The organism is Sutcliffiella horikoshii (genome assembly GCF_002157855.1).
Taxonomy (GTDB): domain Bacteria; phylum Bacillota; class Bacilli; order Bacillales; family Bacillaceae_I; genus Sutcliffiella_A; species Sutcliffiella_A horikoshii_C.
Map to the genome: position 1 here is coordinate 1,430,834 of NZ_CP020880.1, position 14,925 is coordinate 1,445,758.

Consider the following 14,925-nt stretch of genomic DNA (forward strand, 5'->3'; position numbering starts at 1 on the left):
TCTCTTTTACATAATTATCCTCCAATTGACCAAACTAATTTTAACTAACAATCTGAAAGGTGGGTTTCTCCAATTATGGAAAATTCCCATAACCATATACGACTTACTTCAGCAGAGATCGGGCATTTATGGAGCAGTTATTTGTTTGAAACGTCCGTTCATCATATGTTTCGATACTTCTTGGTACATGTGGATGATCCGGATGTTGCGAGGTTTTTAGAGCAATGTCTGCATACATCCAAACGACATGTACATAGATATATGGATATTTTCAAAAAAGAAAGTTTTCCTGTTCCGAGAGGCATTACTTCTGAAGATATCAATACAAAAGCTCCCCGGCTTTTTTCGGATGTTTTTTATCTTCATTACATTGATGGAATGGCGAAGTTTGCACTGAATGGTTTTGCTCTTGCTGTAGCGGAAGTTTCGCGTAAGGATGTCAGAGAAGTGTTTCACTTGCATATTGATGCTCTTCAAGAAATAACGGAGATGGGGAAGAGGTTGCTGTTGGAAAAGGGACTTTACTCTAGACCTCCGTATATTACAACGCCTGAACAAGTCGATTTTGTGGAAAATGGTCATTTTTTTGCTGGGTTTACTTTGGATAAGCGTCCGTTGACTGTATTTGAGATGAATCAGCTTTTTCAAAATGTACGTTCCAACTCGTTGGGGAAAGCGCTACTAAAAGGATTTATGCAAGTTACGGATGATAAAAAGCTTTGTGCTTATTTTGAAAAAGGGAAAAGCTTGGCCAATAAGTATGTAACGATGTTTTCTACCATACTTTTGAAAGAGGATTGCAATGTCCCTTCCACCTATGCAAGTGAGGTGCTGGACTCTTCTGTATCTCCTTTTTCCAACCGTTTTATGCTCAATCATGTGACACATCTGATTTCATATGGAACTGCAAATTACGGGTTGTCGATGGCGTTAAGTCCTCGCAAAGACTTAGCTTTAATATACTTAAAGGTGATAGGTGAAGTGATGACATTTGCTGGAGACGGTGCAAAACTTTTAATAAAGCATGGCTGGATGGAGCAGCCTCCTACTAAATCTGATGCGAAAAATTGTAAAGATTAAAAAAGAGCCTTTCTATATGGAAAGTCTCTATTTTTCAAAATATAGATGATAGTGAAGCTGGCAACCGGGGTTGAAGGCGGCATTACATGTTGGGCAAATCGATTGGCTGTTTAAATACTCGTTTATGGTCAGCTCTGTTTTACAGTTTCCGCAAAAAATTGCTTTCCTATCATATTCATGTTTAGGCCATACGCTTGCTGGATGGTTTTTATGTTCTTCATGACATTGGTAGCAAGGATAATACTCTTTGCAACAATGAAACTTAATGGCAATAATATCTTTTTCTGAATGATAATGAGTGCATCGTGTGAAGCGATCAACAGTGGAGCCGAGTACTTTAACAGTCAATCCATCCATCCCCTTAATTTCATGAAATTAGTTAGGTTGCCAAACGATTTCGCCGGACTTTGATTCTTTATCTATTTCCACTTCAAAATCATGTTTTTCATAGAAATGAACCAGACGTTCTACATGTTCCCAATCGCGCTTTGCGATGTCACCAGTAATACAATGGATATTTTGATCTTTGGCAACTTCTTTAAGGTAATTCATGCAAATAGAACCATATCCTTTGTTTTCTGGTCCCTTGATATCACCGATAAGAATGGTGTCGTCATCTTTGTATGTGGCCTGAATGGAGAAATCCCACTGGCCGCGATAGGCGGATACGCAATCGTTAAGCATGATCTTGCAGGAATTATTGTCGTAATTTGTGTAAACAACTACCCAGTTATCGTCTTTCGTTTGATCGATTCCAATTACTTGCCACTTTTTGGCGATTTCTTTCATATTTTCTTTCATACGGAACATTTGAAATTCCAAATCATCTAGTTCCTGTTTGATTTCTTCTTTATCTCTTGTCTCTTCTTCGGCCATGAATAAGCTTGTGAAAGACATCCAATTCCCCCCCTTAAAATCTATAAATAATATTACACATATAGTTATTTTCCGAGTCTAAATGACAATCAGCATTTTATTATACAGGTTTTTTACAAATGTTTCAAATTACAGCACACAAAAATAAAAGCAAGTCATCACGAGGGACGACTTGCTTTCATTTTTTTATTCGAATAAAGGCGCTAATTATATGATGTATAGCGCAATTAGTAACTTGCTTCATCACAAGCATTATAAGGTGTCCTGCTACATGGACATAATTTATAAATGACATAAAAGTATTATATTCGTTTGCCGCGGTATAATTCCATGGTAGTTTCCCTTACTTAAACAACGTAAGCCCTACCTCTCATACGTCCTTACGGCTCCTAGGCCGTGCCAGATCGATTAAGCCTCTGTGAAAAAACTATATGGAACGCCAGTGCATCCTTGTGATACGTTGGTATTGCTTAAGAATGTCATAACGTTCTTCCTTTCTATATCAAGTTACTAATATTGTTGGGCTTGTACCCAAACTCTTATTATACATCATCTGACTATAAAGTCAAGCTTGTAAAATAAAACTCGATTTTTGTAGGAAAAATTTTTACAGAATTCTTTTGAAATTTGGTAAAATAGAAAAAAGATAAAGAGAAGCAGTTGAACAATTAATAGGGAGACTAGATATGTTAAGTCAAAACTTACAAGATTTGAAGCAACCATCAAGTGGTGCAGAAGAATTCCTTAGAAATAATGAATTGGCTGATCTCATCCAGAAACAAATTTTTGCAACGATTATTAAAAAGAAGTTGGATTTGTCTGAGAGCGAGATGAAAATTTGGATTGCAGGGTGCTCCACTGGACAAGAAGTCTACTGTTTAGCAATATTGTTAAAAGAGACGATTGAATCGATGGATGAAAATTTGGAGATGGAGTTTAAGATTTACGCCACCGACCTGGACTATGATTCTGTAAAGATTGCAGGCGCAGGTGTCTACCCTAATACGGCTTTTGAAAATGTTCCATCTGATATTCTGAACAAGTATTTTGATAAGATGCAGGATTATTATGTGGTGAAAAAATCAATAAGGGAGCATATCATCTTTGCCCCTCACAACATTGCAAAAGACCCTGGCTTTCATCATCTGGACTTTATCAGTTGCAGAAATGTATTGCATTATTTTCAGCCAACACAAAAACAGCGGATTATTTCGTCGTTCCACCATTCTCTAAATGAAGATGGGTATTTGTTTCTTGGGCAATCAGGCTCAATAGGTGATAGTAAAGAGCTTTTTCGTGCGATCAATAAAAAATGGAAGATATATATAAAGCAAGAAGTGGAGGACCGTAAACGAAGTGAAGATATTGGTCTCCATGCCATACAGGAAAAAAGTCAAGAAGAGAAAGAGTTGCAGTTGTTAAATAAAGAACTGATTCAGGCAAAAGAGCGCATTGCTACTTTACAAGTGAAACTTGAGGACATCCATAATGAGTATGAAGATAAGTACGAGACGCTTAAAATCGATTCGTATCATCCAATCCTCTTCGTTAAGGGATTGCTCCAAATTATTAAAAAGCAGGAGTTTTATAAAGAAGAATACGCAGCTGCTATGCTTAAAGAGATGACTAAGCTTGAAATGGCAATCGAAAATTTCCTAATGGATGAACAATAAGCACAAGAAACCCCCGTCAAATCATTTGACGGGGGTTAAACTATTTTATCAAGAACGAAGAAGACCTTTAATATCTTCCAACTCAGACTGAATTAATTTAATATATTCCAACTTCCCAACCTCTGATAGATCATCTTGTATAATTCCAAGTAGATCATTGATTGTGGAGATCTTTCTTTCTGCTTGCTTTTTCTGGAATTCAATGGAATTATCAGGTTCTGCGTTTGTCTCAACAATTTCATTCCAATCATTATTTTCAAGCTGCTTACGCCATTGTTGAAATTCCAACTGTACATGCTGAAAAGCAGACGTTTCATTCATACAAACCAAATGGATAATCTTTTCTTTTTGCTGGTAATGAAAGTATACAGTGAACAAGGTTGTGGGTGAGTCTGTTGTTTTTAAGTTAAGTTCCATAACTCCTGGTGAAGGATTGGTCTTTATTTGTTTTAACTTTGTCTTACTATCCCAATCTACCAAGTCTAGAAATGATGTTACTGGATAGAAGATGTGGGTGACTGACTGAGAAACATTAATAATTTCAAAGTCCTCAGTCATCTTAATATATGGGACGGGAATCCGGTACATTAAAGAAGCACTCCTTTATTGATGATTCCGGCTTCTTTTCTATAATCTTCCAACCATTGAAAAAGGAAGGATGTATCCTTAGCAATGAGAGTTTCCGCAGTACAGCATGACCGAAAGGCAGATTCCGCATGCAAGCGGCTTCCAACTATAAAAGTGGTGCCAGGGCTTATATTTTGCAGTCTTTCCATTGTTTCCTTAAGTTTTGGAAGGTGATGTCTAATGGACACAGATATACATACCACCTCTGGCTGCCATTTTTTCAGGCTATATTCTGCATAGTCCAATGGTAAGTTCGAACCTAGGTCATACACATCCCAACCATATTCTTCAAATAGGGAGGAGGCCATTTTCAATCCCAAATCATGTTCTTCTCCTTCTACACAAAAAAACATGGCACGTGGGGAAGGGGAATTCTCTTTTATATATCTATCATTCAATTTTTCCAAATGATATTTTGTCAAAATCAACTCACAGGTACCTGTCGCCAAATGCTCATGCGCAACAGATATTTTATTTTCCTCCCACATTTCACCAATGCGGTACATGGCGTCACGAAGGATAAAGTCATATATAAACGCACTATTGTAGCCTTGATCTATAGTATCTTTTACACAAGACCAACCGGAGGCCACATTTTTTTCGAGAAGGAATTGTGATAGTTTCTTGGAGATTTCATTCATTTGACCCCTCCTATTCCAAACATAGTAATTACCAACAGTATACTATATTTTCCGTAAAATCAAATGCTTCTTCCTTGAAATGTCTTTTTCTACCTGTCAGTGGCCCAATTATAGGATTAAAATTACCTTGACACCAGGCTATACAAGACAAGGATTTTCTCTTATGCTTAATAGAGGTAAATATTAGTAGCAAAGGAAGTGTCACAATGACTTATCAAACAAATGTACAAGAAACATTCTCGTTAATCAAAGAACTAGTTTCTATTCCAAGCCCTTCCGGCAATACGGAAAAAGTAATTGGTTTTGTTGAACAGTACTTAAGTGAATGCGGGGTAGAAACAGTACGCAATCGAAAGGGCGGCTTGATTGCTTCCATTAAAGGAACCAATGAGAAAGAGCATCGCATGTTAACAGCCCATGTAGACACATTAGGAGCTATGGTAAAAGAAGTGAAACCCAATGGAAGATTGAGGCTAACTACAATAGGCGGTTTTCGCTGGAATTCTGTTGAAGGGGAATATTGCCAAATAGAAACTTCTTCTGGTAAAGCGTATTCCGGAACCATTCTTATGCATCAGACATCGGTGCATGTTTATAAAAATGCAGGAGATGCTCCTAGAAACGATGAGAATATCGAAGTTCGGATTGATGAAAAAGTCACCAATGCAGACCAAGTAAGAGCGCTTGGAATAGAAGTAGGAGATTTTGTATCATTCGATCCGAGGGTTCAAATCACAGAAAGCGGCTACATAAAATCCAGACATCTGGATGACAAAGCAAGCGTGGCGATCCTACTAAAACTTATCAAATTCATTCAGTCTGAAAAGATTACACTTCCATACACGACACACTTTTTAATATCTAATAATGAAGAAATCGGCTATGGAGGGAACTCCAACATCACCCCAGAAACTGTGGAATACCTTGCCGTGGACATGGGAGCCCTTGGAGACGGGCAATCATCAGATGAATACACAGTATCTATCTGTGTAAAAGATTCCAGCGGTCCATATCATTATGGACTAAGAAAACATCTTGTTGAACTTGCAAAGAAAAACGAAGTGGATTACAAAGTGGATATTTATCCATACTACGGATCAGACGCGTCTGCTGCCATCCGTTCCGGTCATGATATCATCCACGGACTGATTGGGCCAGGGATAGAATCATCGCATGCTTTCGAGCGGACACACGCAAGCTCGATAGAAAATACAGAGAAGTTGATTTACCATTACTTGTTGTCGGGTATGGTGGAGTACTAATTCACAACAAAATAAAACCACCTAAAGTCCTTTATAGGAGCTATAGGTGGTTTTTATTTTTGTTTTTGTCATTTTTTATACTTATAAAAAAATTTTTTTTATTTTTAGGGATGACGATGCTTGTGCCTTTATAAAGATTATAACGTTCAATCGAGCCGCATGGCATTTCTATTACATGAGAGCTATTTTTAACAATTGGAGATACTCTCCAAGGCTTTAATTCTTTTATACTTAAAAGAATTCGCCCATCTCCGTTAACGAAAATGATATCAATAGGAAACCGCATAAAGAACATGTGAACACTGTTACAAGGGGAGAGCATTATGCCTTTATTATGTATGGAACGTTTAAACATTAACCCAATGAAACGCTTTGTAAATGTATCAGCTATATTTATATGAAGCATTTGTGCATCTTTCATATTATCCTCCTAAAGAAACAGTGTCTTTTTGTTCATTATATAGAATTTTATATTCTTTTTAAAAACCGAATTACTTAGGGAAATGGAGTATACAAGCTAAATAGGTAGATTTTCTCAAGAAAATGGTCAAAAATGGCTTTTTTTGAACGTTTTCTTTATTTTCAGTTCGTTATAATATTAACTTAAGTTCTAAATAAAGAACAAACGACTGGAGGAAATGATATATGAAAAACTTGATGATCCGTGTATTTAAAGAAGAAGAAGGACAGGGGTTAACAGAGTACGGTTTGTTGGTTGGGTTGATTGCGTTGGGGGTTGTAGCTGCGGTTGGGTTATTAGGGGATAAAATTGGAGAAGTTTTTACAAATATTACAAAGGAGCTAACAAATACGAAAACACCTTAAACGGCCCTAATTCTTAATACCAGTTACAAAGCTCTGCTTCATCAAAGCAGAGCTATTTTTAAATAACCACTAGGAGGACGCCATATGTTCATCAACGTCGTTCTGTTTATCGTACTAGGAATTTCCGTTGTAACGGACCTTAGAAAAAGAAAGATATTCAACATAATTACGATACCTGCCATCCTATTCGGTTTAATCTACAACACGTATCAAGCAGGTCTTGAGGGGCTGTACTTCAGTTCTATCGGACTTTTGATAGGTTTTTTTCTTTTGTTTATCCCATTTGTGCTTGGAGGAATGGGAGCTGGGGATGTAAAGCTGTTGGCAGCTATTGGGGCAATGATCGGCGGTGAGCTTGTGTTTCAGTCATTCCTTTATACCGCCTTGATTGGGGGAATCTTCGCATTGGCTATTCTTTTCAAAAAAAATAGACTTGTGTTCTTTATTAAGAATATTTGGTTCTCTGTTTTTTATAAACTCCCTATTCTTACCGAACCAGAAAAGAAAGGAAAATATACTATTCCCTACGGAGTTCCGATTGCGCTTGGAGTAGTGAGTCTCTATTGCTTTGGGGGGCTTCTATGAGATCACAAAAAGGTCAATCTTTAGTTGAATTTGCACTTATTGTACCGTTAATATTACTTCTGTTATTTGGGATGTTTGATATTGGGAGAGTTCTATTTTCAGCAGTAGCCTTAGAGCATGCGGCAAGGGAAGGTGCCAGGGTGGCAAGTGTCGGAAAAACGAATACAGATGTGATTGCTTCCATAAACAACGCGACAACAGGTCTTGATTCGAGCAGGGTTTCTGTATCCATTTCAACAGAAGCGAGAACTTCAGGTGAAAACATAGAAATTCACCTCAGTTATCCGGTAAGCATGATAAATCCTTTGTTGAGATCTTTCCAAGGCTCTTTTACAATCTCTTCAAAATCTGTCATGAGGGTGGAGTGAAATGTTAAGAAGTGATAAAGGCAACGCAATGGTAATGATGGCATTTATCCTCTCTTTGCTCGTTGCGCTATCAGGGTTCGTTGTGGACGGGGGAAGGCTGTACCTGCAAAAGGGAGAACTCCAAAAAGCAATTGATGCCGCTGCGTTAGCTGGAGTGCAACAAGTAAAGAACAGTCAGATAAACGCTGTAAATGCAGCGATTGAACTGGCCTCATTAAATGGAATTAGTATAAATTCCAGCAATATCATAGTAGGTTCAGACTCAGTAGAGATACATAATACAGTACCTGTAGAAACGACTTTTGCCAAGGTGTTAGGTTTCAATTCAATAGACGTTGCTGCAACATCGAAGGCAGTTTTAGATACTTCCAGAGGAATAAAAAAGCATTCCAACGTCATACCGGTCGGAATTCCAAAGGATAAATTGGTAAAAGGGCAATCACATACTCTGCATTTTACACCAGCTGGTGGTAATAACGGACCTCAACAAGGGAATTTCGGTTTTCTGGCAATTGGCGGAAGAGGTGCTGCAAATCTTGAGGACAACATAGTTAATGGCATTGAAGTGGAAATTACCCCAGGTAGTTATGTCCTAACTGAGCCTGGTTTGAAATGGGGAAAGGTTCGTAGTGGCTTTCAAGAAAGAATAAGTATGGACGCAACAAAACCTCTTTGTAACCAACTAAATACTTCTAAAAGTGGTTGTGCAAGGGTTGCTATACTACCAATTGTCAATGACCTCGGTTCTGTAAATGGTAGAGGGAAGGTGGAGATTATTGGATTTGCTGCCTTTTGGATTGAAAAAGTGGAACAGATAGGCGGAAATAAATCAGTAACCGGCTACTTCATCGATATTGTCACTTCCGGTGAATTTAGCGAAGAGGTGGAAAACTTCGGTATAAGCACAATCAAACTAGTGAATTAAATGGGAGGAAGAAGCATGACATTAAAAAAAGTTTGGCTGTTGTCTATTATGTTCGGGATAGTCAGTACAATCTGTTTCTATCTTTTTTATATTCCAGGAGGGACCAACCAGAAATCAATGCAGGCTGACACCGTTGTTTTAGCAGCAGAAGAGGAAGCGGAAGAGGAGATAGTGCCTGAATTTGAGATCGAAAAAGGGAAAAGAGCCATGTCTATTGCTGTAAATGATGTGCAAGGGGTATCAGGACATGTAGAGCCGGGATCGATGGTGGATATCTTTGTTAATATTGAAACCACAAAAGAAGACAATAAAGAAGTGGTCCCATCCCAAGTGGGAACATTTGTGTTGCAAAATGTGAAAGTACTGGCTGTGGGCCATTTCATGGATGAACCGGAAACAGGGGCAAGATATCAGATGATTACGGTTGAAGCCACGCCAGAACAGGGTGCAAGTCTAGGCTTTGCTTCCCAGCATTCCATCTATCTCATGTTAAGGCCAGAGGGTGATGACTCAACCCTAAACGCAAATATATTAATGGATGAAAAGCAGCTTATTATGAAAGGAGGACAATGATAGATGATAAAATGGTACGGTTTTTTAAATGAGAATGAAGAGAAAATCAGTGAAATGATTCAATGGTTAAGTACCCATGAAAATTACAAGGGGCTAACAACTATTGATGAGCTATTAAATGAATTGGACGCTCCTGAAAAGCGAATTATTTTTATCGATAAATCTATTTCTCCCAATTTCTATTCCTTGACCATGCAATTAAAGATGCTGGACCCGAATAACTTTGTCATACTAATCGGGAAGGATTTAAAAGAGGCTGACATCCGTCTTGCGATGAGGGCAGGGATGATGGATTGCATTAATTTGCAGGATGAAATTGAACTGATTAAAAATGGACTGCTTGAGTCAAAGAGGCATATTGATTTTCTAAAAAAGCAGGAAACACAAGCCCCAAGTTTCGCACAGAAAGAAGGAAGAGTCATTACAGCTACAAGTACAAAGGGTGGGGTGGGTAAAACTACATTTGCGGTAAATTTGGCATATTCCTTACAAAGAAAGGAACAATCTATCGTTTTAGTAGATCTGCACCTCCAGTTTGGAGATGTTGCGATGTTCTGTGATGTCAAGCCGAAGAAAACGATCTACGAATGGGTAAAAGAAGATTTTGACCGGAAAAACCGGAATGTCCAAGGTTATTTGACAAAGACATATCTTGAGAATGTTTCTATTCTTGCAGCGCCACTCCGACCTGAATTTTCCGAAATTATAAAGCCTGAGCATATTAGGGAATTATTTTTCGAATTAAAGAAATGGTATGACGTTATCATTGTAGATACCCACTCTCATGTGGATGAGCTGTTACTTGAAACATTGGAACTATCTGACGAAATATACGTCCTGACAAATGGAAACCTTCCAGCTGTAAGAAATACAAAGCTATTCATGGATACCCTTCAATCATTGCAACTTAAGGCGATGCCTCAGCTGGTGGTGAATGCGGTGAAGAAAGATGACCCATTGAAGGTGGAAAATATGAAGAAAATTCTTGGAGTAAATGTGTTAACGGTTCTTCCTTCTGAAGAAAAGCTGGTCAAAAAATCTGTAGCTACAGGTATTCCATTTGTGGCAGATTCTCCAAAGAAAGGTTTATCAAAGAGATTCACCAAATTGGCAGACGCTTGTCTGGAGAGGCACGCATCTTTAATCGGTGAAGCTTTAGTTGGAGTTGGAGGTAGAAAATAATGTCTTTATTGCGAAGGCTTGGTGTCGAGACTGATGTTGTAGAGGGTTCTAAGGGGGGGAGAGAATCCATCAAAACGTCCATCTCTCCGAAAACGGTCTATCTCCCACAGTTCAAAGAGATTGAAATGCACCTTCATAACTATCTTGTGGATAAACTGAAACAGCAGACTCTAGACGATAGGGAAATGGAAGGAAAAGTAGCAGAATTAAGTGATGATTTTTTTGTCAATCGGGATGACATTCTAAATTATGAGGAAAAGCAAGCGGCCATTCAAAATGTCATTTATGAATTAACAGGGTATGGGCCCATCACCCCCCTCTTGAAAGATCCTGCAGTAACGGAGGTAATGGTAAATGGTCCAACGAAGATTTACGTGGAGAAACAGGGGAAAATAATTAAGACTCCTTTCACATTCAGGGATAATTCCCATGTCTTAAAAGTGATGGAACGAATCGTAGCACCAATTGGAAGACGAATAGATGAGAGTGTCCCGATGGTGGATGCACGTTTACCGGATGGTTCGCGTGTTCATGCTATTATACCGCCGCTGGCTATGAATGGGCCGACACTCACCATTCGTAAATTCCCTGATAATCCTTTGAAAATTCATGATCTTCTCCGAAATGAAGGACTTTCTTATGAGATGGCTGATTTTCTGAAATCTTGCGTAGAAGCAAAGTTGAACATGATGATAAGCGGCGGGACCGGCTCTGGTAAGACAACTTGTCTAAATGTATTATCCTCTTTTATAGCAGAAGATGAGCGAATTGTGACAATTGAAGATTCCGCTGAACTCAGGCTTTCACAAGAGCACGTTGTCACTCTTGAAGCAAGACTTGCAAATGTGGAAGGGAAGGGAGAGGTGACCATCCGGGACCTGGTGAAAAACGCCTTGCGTATGAGACCAGATAGAATCATAGTAGGAGAGGTAAGAAGTGCTGAGGCCCTGGATATGCTGCAGGCAATGAATACAGGGCATGATGGGAGTCTTGGCACTGGTCATGCAAACTCCCCCCGAGACCTTATTTTACGCCTTGAAGTCATGGTTATGATGGCTGGTTTCGATCTTCCTGTACGAGCAATTAGAGAACAAATTGCCGGAGCGCTGGATTTGATTGTCCACCAGGTCCGTTTGAAGGATGGTAGCCGAAAAATAACACACATCACCGAGGTCTTAGGGGTAATGAATGAGACTATTGTGTTACAAGATCTTTTCAAATTTGAAGAACTCGGTAAAAGTGATGACGGGAAAGTAAAAGGACGTTTCTCATCAACTGGAATTCGTCCTAGCTTCTTTGACAAATTTGAGTCACAAGGCATAAAAATTCAGCCATCCTGGTTCAGTGAGGAGTGATAGAGCTTGAATATCCTGATGACATTAATTGGTTCCATACTGTTCTTTATGCTTTTCTTTCTCCTAGTGATGAGTATTTCTGCTAGACAGACAAAGGAAATGAAAAGGCTAAATAACTATTTGATTCTTTCCAATTCTTTAACATTAACTGAAGGGAAGGGAAAGAAGCCAAAATCCCCAAAACAAAGTAAAGCCATCCAAGGCATGGGGAAAGTACTTGAAGTAAATTTTCAATTTAAGAACCTGAGGCAGCAATTAATCTTTGCCGGGTATGAAATCGGACCAGGTGAGTATCTAGTAAGAACTTTTCTATTAGCTGCTATTTTAAGTGGAATAGTATATTTGATTACGTCCTCTCTATTGTTAAGTATTTTTTCATTAATCACAGGGCTTGTTATCGGGTCCTTTCTATTGAAACGGGCAATTAAAGTACGAAACCAATTAGCAACCCAGCAGCTTATTCAGGCACTTGGGATCATGGCGAATAGTTTACGTGCAGGCTATAGTTTTTTACAAGTAATCAAGCTGATTTCAGAGGAATCCCCAGAGCCATTAGGCAAGGAGTTTGGAAAGGTTATTCAGAATGTTAATCTCGGCCTGTCCTTAGAAGAATCATTTGAACAGCTAAAGTCCAGTTTTAGTAATCCCGATCTGGATATGGTACTAACCTCCATTCTTATTCAAAGGGAAAGCGGAGGTGACCTTGCACGCCTTTTAGAAAGCATTCAGGAGACGATGATAGGAAGGTTAAGAGTAAAAGACGAGGTAAGAACCCTTACCGCACAAGGAAGGTTATCTATGTGGGTAATCATGTGTGTACCCGTGGGGATCGCTTTCTACCTTCAAGTGGTGAATCCGGACTATTTTCATTTAATGTTTCAGCACATTCTTGGGTGGATAATGATCCTTATGGCAATATCAGGAGTGTTGCTCGGGTGGTTTATTATTAACAAAATTGTAAGCATTGAGGTGTAGAAGGTGGGACATATACTTTTTGTGACATTATCCTTTACAACCATGACGTTGATTTGTTTAGCTATCTCCATGACAGTTTTTCGCTCATCTCTTGCACTAGAACGTCGAATTGAAACTTTTTTTCCAAGTTCTACATCATTGGAGGGTGGCAAGGTAAAGAAGGAAGCAGATATAAGTGAGCAAACTAAAGAAAAAGCAAGGATAATGATTAAAAAGTTGATGAAGGAGTCTTCAAAAATCAATCTTGAGAAAAGACTTGAAGAAGCTGGAAGGCCAAATGGGTGGACCTCTGTTGATTTTAGATTATTCCAGTTAACACTGACTTTTATTTTATTTTTCGGTGCACTAGTCCTTTTTTCTCCTGGTGCGGATTCTATAATGTCTCTTTTTTTCTTGGTTGGTGTCATTAGCTTATTCGGTCTTTACATTCCGAATTTTATGCTCAGTGTAAAGATTAAAAAGCGTTTAAAGCAAATGGAAAAAATGATGCCAGACTTTTTTGATTTGCTCAATCTTTCGATGGAAGCAGGTATGGGCTTAGATGCCTCCTTTCAAAAAGTGGCCAAAACCCTGAAAGGACCCCTGTCTGATGAATTTATGAAGATGCTTGATGATATGAAATTAGGGAAATCCCGGAAGGAAGCTTATATGCTATTAAGGGAAAGGGTAAAAATTGTTTCCTTTCAACAAGCAATAACCTCCCTCATTCAGGCAGATCAACTAGGGATGGGACTCTCCAAAACAGTAAGTTTGCTTACGACAAGGATCCGTGAACAAAGGGTTTTCACAGCGAGGGAACATGCGATGAAAGCGCCGGTCAAAATGGTATTTCCGCTAATGTTTCTGGTGTTTCCAGCCATTTTTATTGTATTACTCGGGCCGATGGTCATTTACATTATACAAAGTGGATTATAAAAAGAGCACCCCTTGAAAAGGTGCTCTTTCTTCACGTGAAATACTCAATCCTAGCCTGTGGAAAGTAAGAATGTATGTACTCAGACAAAGTTTCTTTTATCTCGGTCGCTTCATCCTTCGTATATACATACTTCCCAATTCCATAACGCCCCCATTTATACTGGCGCTTAGCTTCGTCTAGCTCAAGCTTTGTCATCGGATAGTTTTGTTGGATGACCCTTTTGGCTGGTTTAGTGAATCGGTGTTGTATTAATTCAAAGGTAAGATCCTCGGTCGCATGTGCAGGAAGCTTATCATAAAGCTTTTGGAATAATGTTTTATATCCCTCTTCCCAGCCTTCATGCAAATAGATTGGTGCAACGATAAAGCCGAGTGGATAGTTTGCCCCTGCGACTTTGGCGGCAGCTTCTATTCTCAAATCCAAAGAAGATGTTCCGGGCTCAAAGTTCTTTATTACATAATCTGCATTCACACTGAAACGAAACCTTGTTTTCCCGCGATGATCTGCATCAAGCAAATGATCAACATGATGGAACTTCGTCACGAATCGAAGCATTCCATGTTCAGATTTACCAAAGTATTCAATAGCTTTTTTCAAAGAGTGAGTCAAATGATCAATGCCTACTATATCGGAAGTACATGACGCTTCAAACCTAGTGATTTCAGGTGCTCGTTCTTGCATATATTTATCAGCAGCATCAAAGATTTCATCCAAGTTCACATAAGTCCTTATATAAGGTTTGCTTCCCATCGTTGTCTGCAAATAGCAGTAATGACAATGGCCCATACAGCCTGTTGCAAAAGGTATAGCATATTCAGCGGAAGGTTTGGAAGAGTCAAACTTCAATGTTTTTCTTACTCCGACAACTAATGTGGATTTAGCTGTCCTGTATTTTTGAAAATCATTATCTCCAGGTAGGTTTCTTATTTGGTTGTGGGAAGTCGTCTCTCGAATTTCAAGACCCATCGATTCAAATTTGTTTTTTAACTCCACTCCTAGCGGATAATCAAGCGCTCTAGGTTCAATATATACAAGTTGTGGAACAAACGGCTTCATGTATTC

At 38.8% G+C, this 14,925-nt stretch carries 18 protein-coding genes; 12 read left to right on the top strand and 6 right to left on the bottom strand.

Going from position 1 to position 14,925, the window contains the following annotated elements:
- Nucleotides 1–75 precede the first annotated feature (75 nt).
- Complete coding sequence (locus tag B4U37_RS07460) at nucleotides 76–1,080, top strand: DUF3231 family protein (RefSeq protein WP_088017721.1); 1,005 nt, start codon at nucleotides 76–78, stop codon at nucleotides 1,078–1,080.
- Between the two features lie 27 nt (nucleotides 1,081–1,107).
- Here B4U37_RS07460 and B4U37_RS07465 read toward each other — a convergent pair whose 3' ends face one another.
- Together B4U37_RS07465 and B4U37_RS07470 are read right to left on the bottom strand one after the other, a co-directional pair.
- A complete protein-coding gene (locus B4U37_RS07465; protein WP_088017722.1) occupies nucleotides 1,108–1,437 on the bottom strand; it encodes a CHY zinc finger protein in 330 nt (109 codons plus the stop codon).
- An 18-nt stretch (nucleotides 1,438–1,455) separates the two neighbouring features.
- A complete protein-coding gene (locus B4U37_RS07470; RefSeq protein ID WP_088017723.1) occupies nucleotides 1,456–1,977 on the bottom strand; it encodes a GNAT family protein in 522 nt (173 codons plus the stop codon).
- A 665-nt stretch (nucleotides 1,978–2,642) separates the two neighbouring features.
- Here B4U37_RS07470 and B4U37_RS07475 point away from each other — a divergent pair.
- The gene (locus tag B4U37_RS07475; RefSeq protein ID WP_088017724.1) at nucleotides 2,643–3,629 is read left to right on the top strand and encodes a CheR family methyltransferase; all 987 of its coding nucleotides are present in this window, start codon (nucleotides 2,643–2,645) and stop codon (nucleotides 3,627–3,629) included.
- Nucleotides 3,630–3,677: 48 nt separating this feature from the next.
- On the opposite strand, the gene B4U37_RS07480 is transcribed toward B4U37_RS07475, so the two are convergent.
- Nucleotides 3,678–4,217 (bottom strand): hypothetical protein, encoded by a 540-nt coding sequence (locus B4U37_RS07480; RefSeq protein WP_088017725.1) that lies wholly within the window; start codon nucleotides 4,215–4,217, stop codon nucleotides 3,678–3,680.
- Complete coding sequence (locus tag B4U37_RS07485; RefSeq protein WP_010192955.1) at nucleotides 4,217–4,897, bottom strand: cobalamin B12-binding domain-containing protein; 681 nt, start codon at nucleotides 4,895–4,897, stop codon at nucleotides 4,217–4,219. Before B4U37_RS07485 ends, B4U37_RS07480 begins: the two co-directional genes overlap by 1 nt.
- Nucleotides 4,898–5,103: 206 nt before the next feature.
- On the opposite strand from B4U37_RS07485, the gene B4U37_RS07490 reads away from it, so the two are divergent.
- Nucleotides 5,104–6,159, top strand: coding sequence for a M42 family metallopeptidase (locus B4U37_RS07490; protein ID WP_088017726.1), 1,056 nt, complete (start codon nucleotides 5,104–5,106; stop codon nucleotides 6,157–6,159).
- Between the two features lie 40 nt (nucleotides 6,160–6,199).
- Here B4U37_RS07490 and B4U37_RS07495 read toward each other — a convergent pair whose 3' ends face one another.
- Nucleotides 6,200–6,580 (bottom strand): DUF192 domain-containing protein, encoded by a 381-nt coding sequence (locus B4U37_RS07495; RefSeq protein ID WP_088017727.1) that lies wholly within the window; start codon nucleotides 6,578–6,580, stop codon nucleotides 6,200–6,202.
- 224 nt (nucleotides 6,581–6,804) lie between these two features.
- On the opposite strand from B4U37_RS07495, the gene B4U37_RS07500 reads away from it, so the two are divergent.
- The 9 genes from B4U37_RS07500 to B4U37_RS07540 all read left to right on the top strand — a co-directional run bounded on the left by B4U37_RS07500 (nucleotide 6,805) and on the right by B4U37_RS07540 (nucleotide 13,862).
- Nucleotides 6,805–6,984: a Flp family type IVb pilin gene (locus tag B4U37_RS07500; protein ID WP_245840069.1), complete on the top strand. Its 180-nt coding sequence runs from the start codon at nucleotides 6,805–6,807 to the stop codon at nucleotides 6,982–6,984.
- Between the two features lie 84 nt (nucleotides 6,985–7,068).
- Nucleotides 7,069–7,569: an A24 family peptidase gene (locus B4U37_RS07505; RefSeq protein WP_088017728.1), complete on the top strand. Its 501-nt coding sequence runs from the start codon at nucleotides 7,069–7,071 to the stop codon at nucleotides 7,567–7,569.
- Nucleotides 7,566–7,937 carry a TadE/TadG family type IV pilus assembly protein gene (locus B4U37_RS07510; protein ID WP_088017729.1) on the top strand — a complete coding sequence of 124 codons (372 nt, stop codon included), beginning with the start codon at nucleotides 7,566–7,568 and terminating at the stop codon, nucleotides 7,935–7,937. Before B4U37_RS07505 ends, B4U37_RS07510 begins: the two co-directional genes overlap by 4 nt.
- 1 nt (nucleotide 7,938) lies before the next feature.
- The gene (locus B4U37_RS07515) at nucleotides 7,939–8,862 is read left to right on the top strand and encodes a pilus assembly protein TadG-related protein (protein ID WP_088017730.1); all 924 of its coding nucleotides are present in this window, start codon (nucleotides 7,939–7,941) and stop codon (nucleotides 8,860–8,862) included.
- Between the two features lie 15 nt (nucleotides 8,863–8,877).
- Entirely contained in the window at nucleotides 8,878–9,435 is a 558-nt protein-coding gene (cpaB, locus tag B4U37_RS07520; protein ID WP_157663744.1) for a Flp pilus assembly protein CpaB, read from the top strand.
- Between the two features lie 3 nt (nucleotides 9,436–9,438).
- Entirely contained in the window at nucleotides 9,439–10,617 is a 1,179-nt protein-coding gene (locus tag B4U37_RS07525) for a CpaE/TadZ family protein (RefSeq protein WP_088017732.1), read from the top strand.
- On the top strand, nucleotides 10,617–11,972 hold the full coding sequence (locus B4U37_RS07530) for a TadA family conjugal transfer-associated ATPase (protein ID WP_088017733.1): 1,356 nt from the start codon (nucleotides 10,617–10,619) through the stop codon (nucleotides 11,970–11,972). Before B4U37_RS07525 ends, B4U37_RS07530 begins: the two co-directional genes overlap by 1 nt.
- Before the next feature lie 6 nt (nucleotides 11,973–11,978).
- A complete protein-coding gene (locus B4U37_RS07535; protein WP_088017734.1) occupies nucleotides 11,979–12,947 on the top strand; it encodes a type II secretion system F family protein in 969 nt (322 codons plus the stop codon).
- Between the two features lie 21 nt (nucleotides 12,948–12,968).
- Entirely contained in the window at nucleotides 12,969–13,862 is an 894-nt protein-coding gene (locus B4U37_RS07540) for a type II secretion system F family protein (protein ID WP_198317093.1), read from the top strand.
- Between the two features lie 31 nt (nucleotides 13,863–13,893).
- On the opposite strand, the gene splB is transcribed toward B4U37_RS07540, so the two are convergent.
- The gene (gene splB / locus B4U37_RS07545; protein ID WP_088017736.1) at nucleotides 13,894–14,919 is read right to left on the bottom strand and encodes a spore photoproduct lyase; all 1,026 of its coding nucleotides are present in this window, start codon (nucleotides 14,917–14,919) and stop codon (nucleotides 13,894–13,896) included.
- Nucleotides 14,920–14,925 lie beyond the last annotated feature (6 nt).

What these genes read in the sequence shown, in the direction of transcription:
- B4U37_RS07480 (WP_088017725.1), bottom strand. Translation starts at nt 4,217, where the DNA reads ATGTACCGGATTCCCGTCCCATATATTAAGATGACTGAGGACTTTGAA.
- B4U37_RS07465 (WP_088017722.1), bottom strand. Translation starts at nt 1,437, where the DNA reads ATGGATGGATTGACTGTTAAAGTACTCGGCTCCACTGTTGATCGCTTC.
- B4U37_RS07510 (WP_088017729.1), top strand. Translation starts at nt 7,566, where the DNA reads ATGAGATCACAAAAAGGTCAATCTTTAGTTGAATTTGCACTTATTGTA.
- B4U37_RS07460 (WP_088017721.1), top strand. Translation starts at nt 76, where the DNA reads ATGGAAAATTCCCATAACCATATACGACTTACTTCAGCAGAGATCGGG.
- B4U37_RS07490 (WP_088017726.1), top strand. Translation starts at nt 5,104, where the DNA reads ATGACTTATCAAACAAATGTACAAGAAACATTCTCGTTAATCAAAGAA.
- B4U37_RS07495 (WP_088017727.1), bottom strand. Translation starts at nt 6,580, where the DNA reads ATGAAAGATGCACAAATGCTTCATATAAATATAGCTGATACATTTACA.
- B4U37_RS07500 (WP_245840069.1), top strand. Translation starts at nt 6,805, where the DNA reads ATGAAAAACTTGATGATCCGTGTATTTAAAGAAGAAGAAGGACAGGGG.
- B4U37_RS07515 (WP_088017730.1), top strand. Translation starts at nt 7,939, where the DNA reads ATGTTAAGAAGTGATAAAGGCAACGCAATGGTAATGATGGCATTTATC.
- splB (WP_088017736.1), bottom strand. Translation starts at nt 14,919, where the DNA reads ATGAAGCCGTTTGTTCCACAACTTGTATATATTGAACCTAGAGCGCTT.
- B4U37_RS07485 (WP_010192955.1), bottom strand. Translation starts at nt 4,897, where the DNA reads ATGAATGAAATCTCCAAGAAACTATCACAATTCCTTCTCGAAAAAAAT.
- cpaB (WP_157663744.1), top strand. Translation starts at nt 8,878, where the DNA reads ATGACATTAAAAAAAGTTTGGCTGTTGTCTATTATGTTCGGGATAGTC.
- B4U37_RS07505 (WP_088017728.1), top strand. Translation starts at nt 7,069, where the DNA reads ATGTTCATCAACGTCGTTCTGTTTATCGTACTAGGAATTTCCGTTGTA.
- B4U37_RS07470 (WP_088017723.1), bottom strand. Translation starts at nt 1,977, where the DNA reads ATGTCTTTCACAAGCTTATTCATGGCCGAAGAAGAGACAAGAGATAAA.
- B4U37_RS07475 (WP_088017724.1), top strand. Translation starts at nt 2,643, where the DNA reads ATGTTAAGTCAAAACTTACAAGATTTGAAGCAACCATCAAGTGGTGCA.
- B4U37_RS07525 (WP_088017732.1), top strand. Translation starts at nt 9,439, where the DNA reads ATGATAAAATGGTACGGTTTTTTAAATGAGAATGAAGAGAAAATCAGT.
- B4U37_RS07530 (WP_088017733.1), top strand. Translation starts at nt 10,617, where the DNA reads ATGTCTTTATTGCGAAGGCTTGGTGTCGAGACTGATGTTGTAGAGGGT.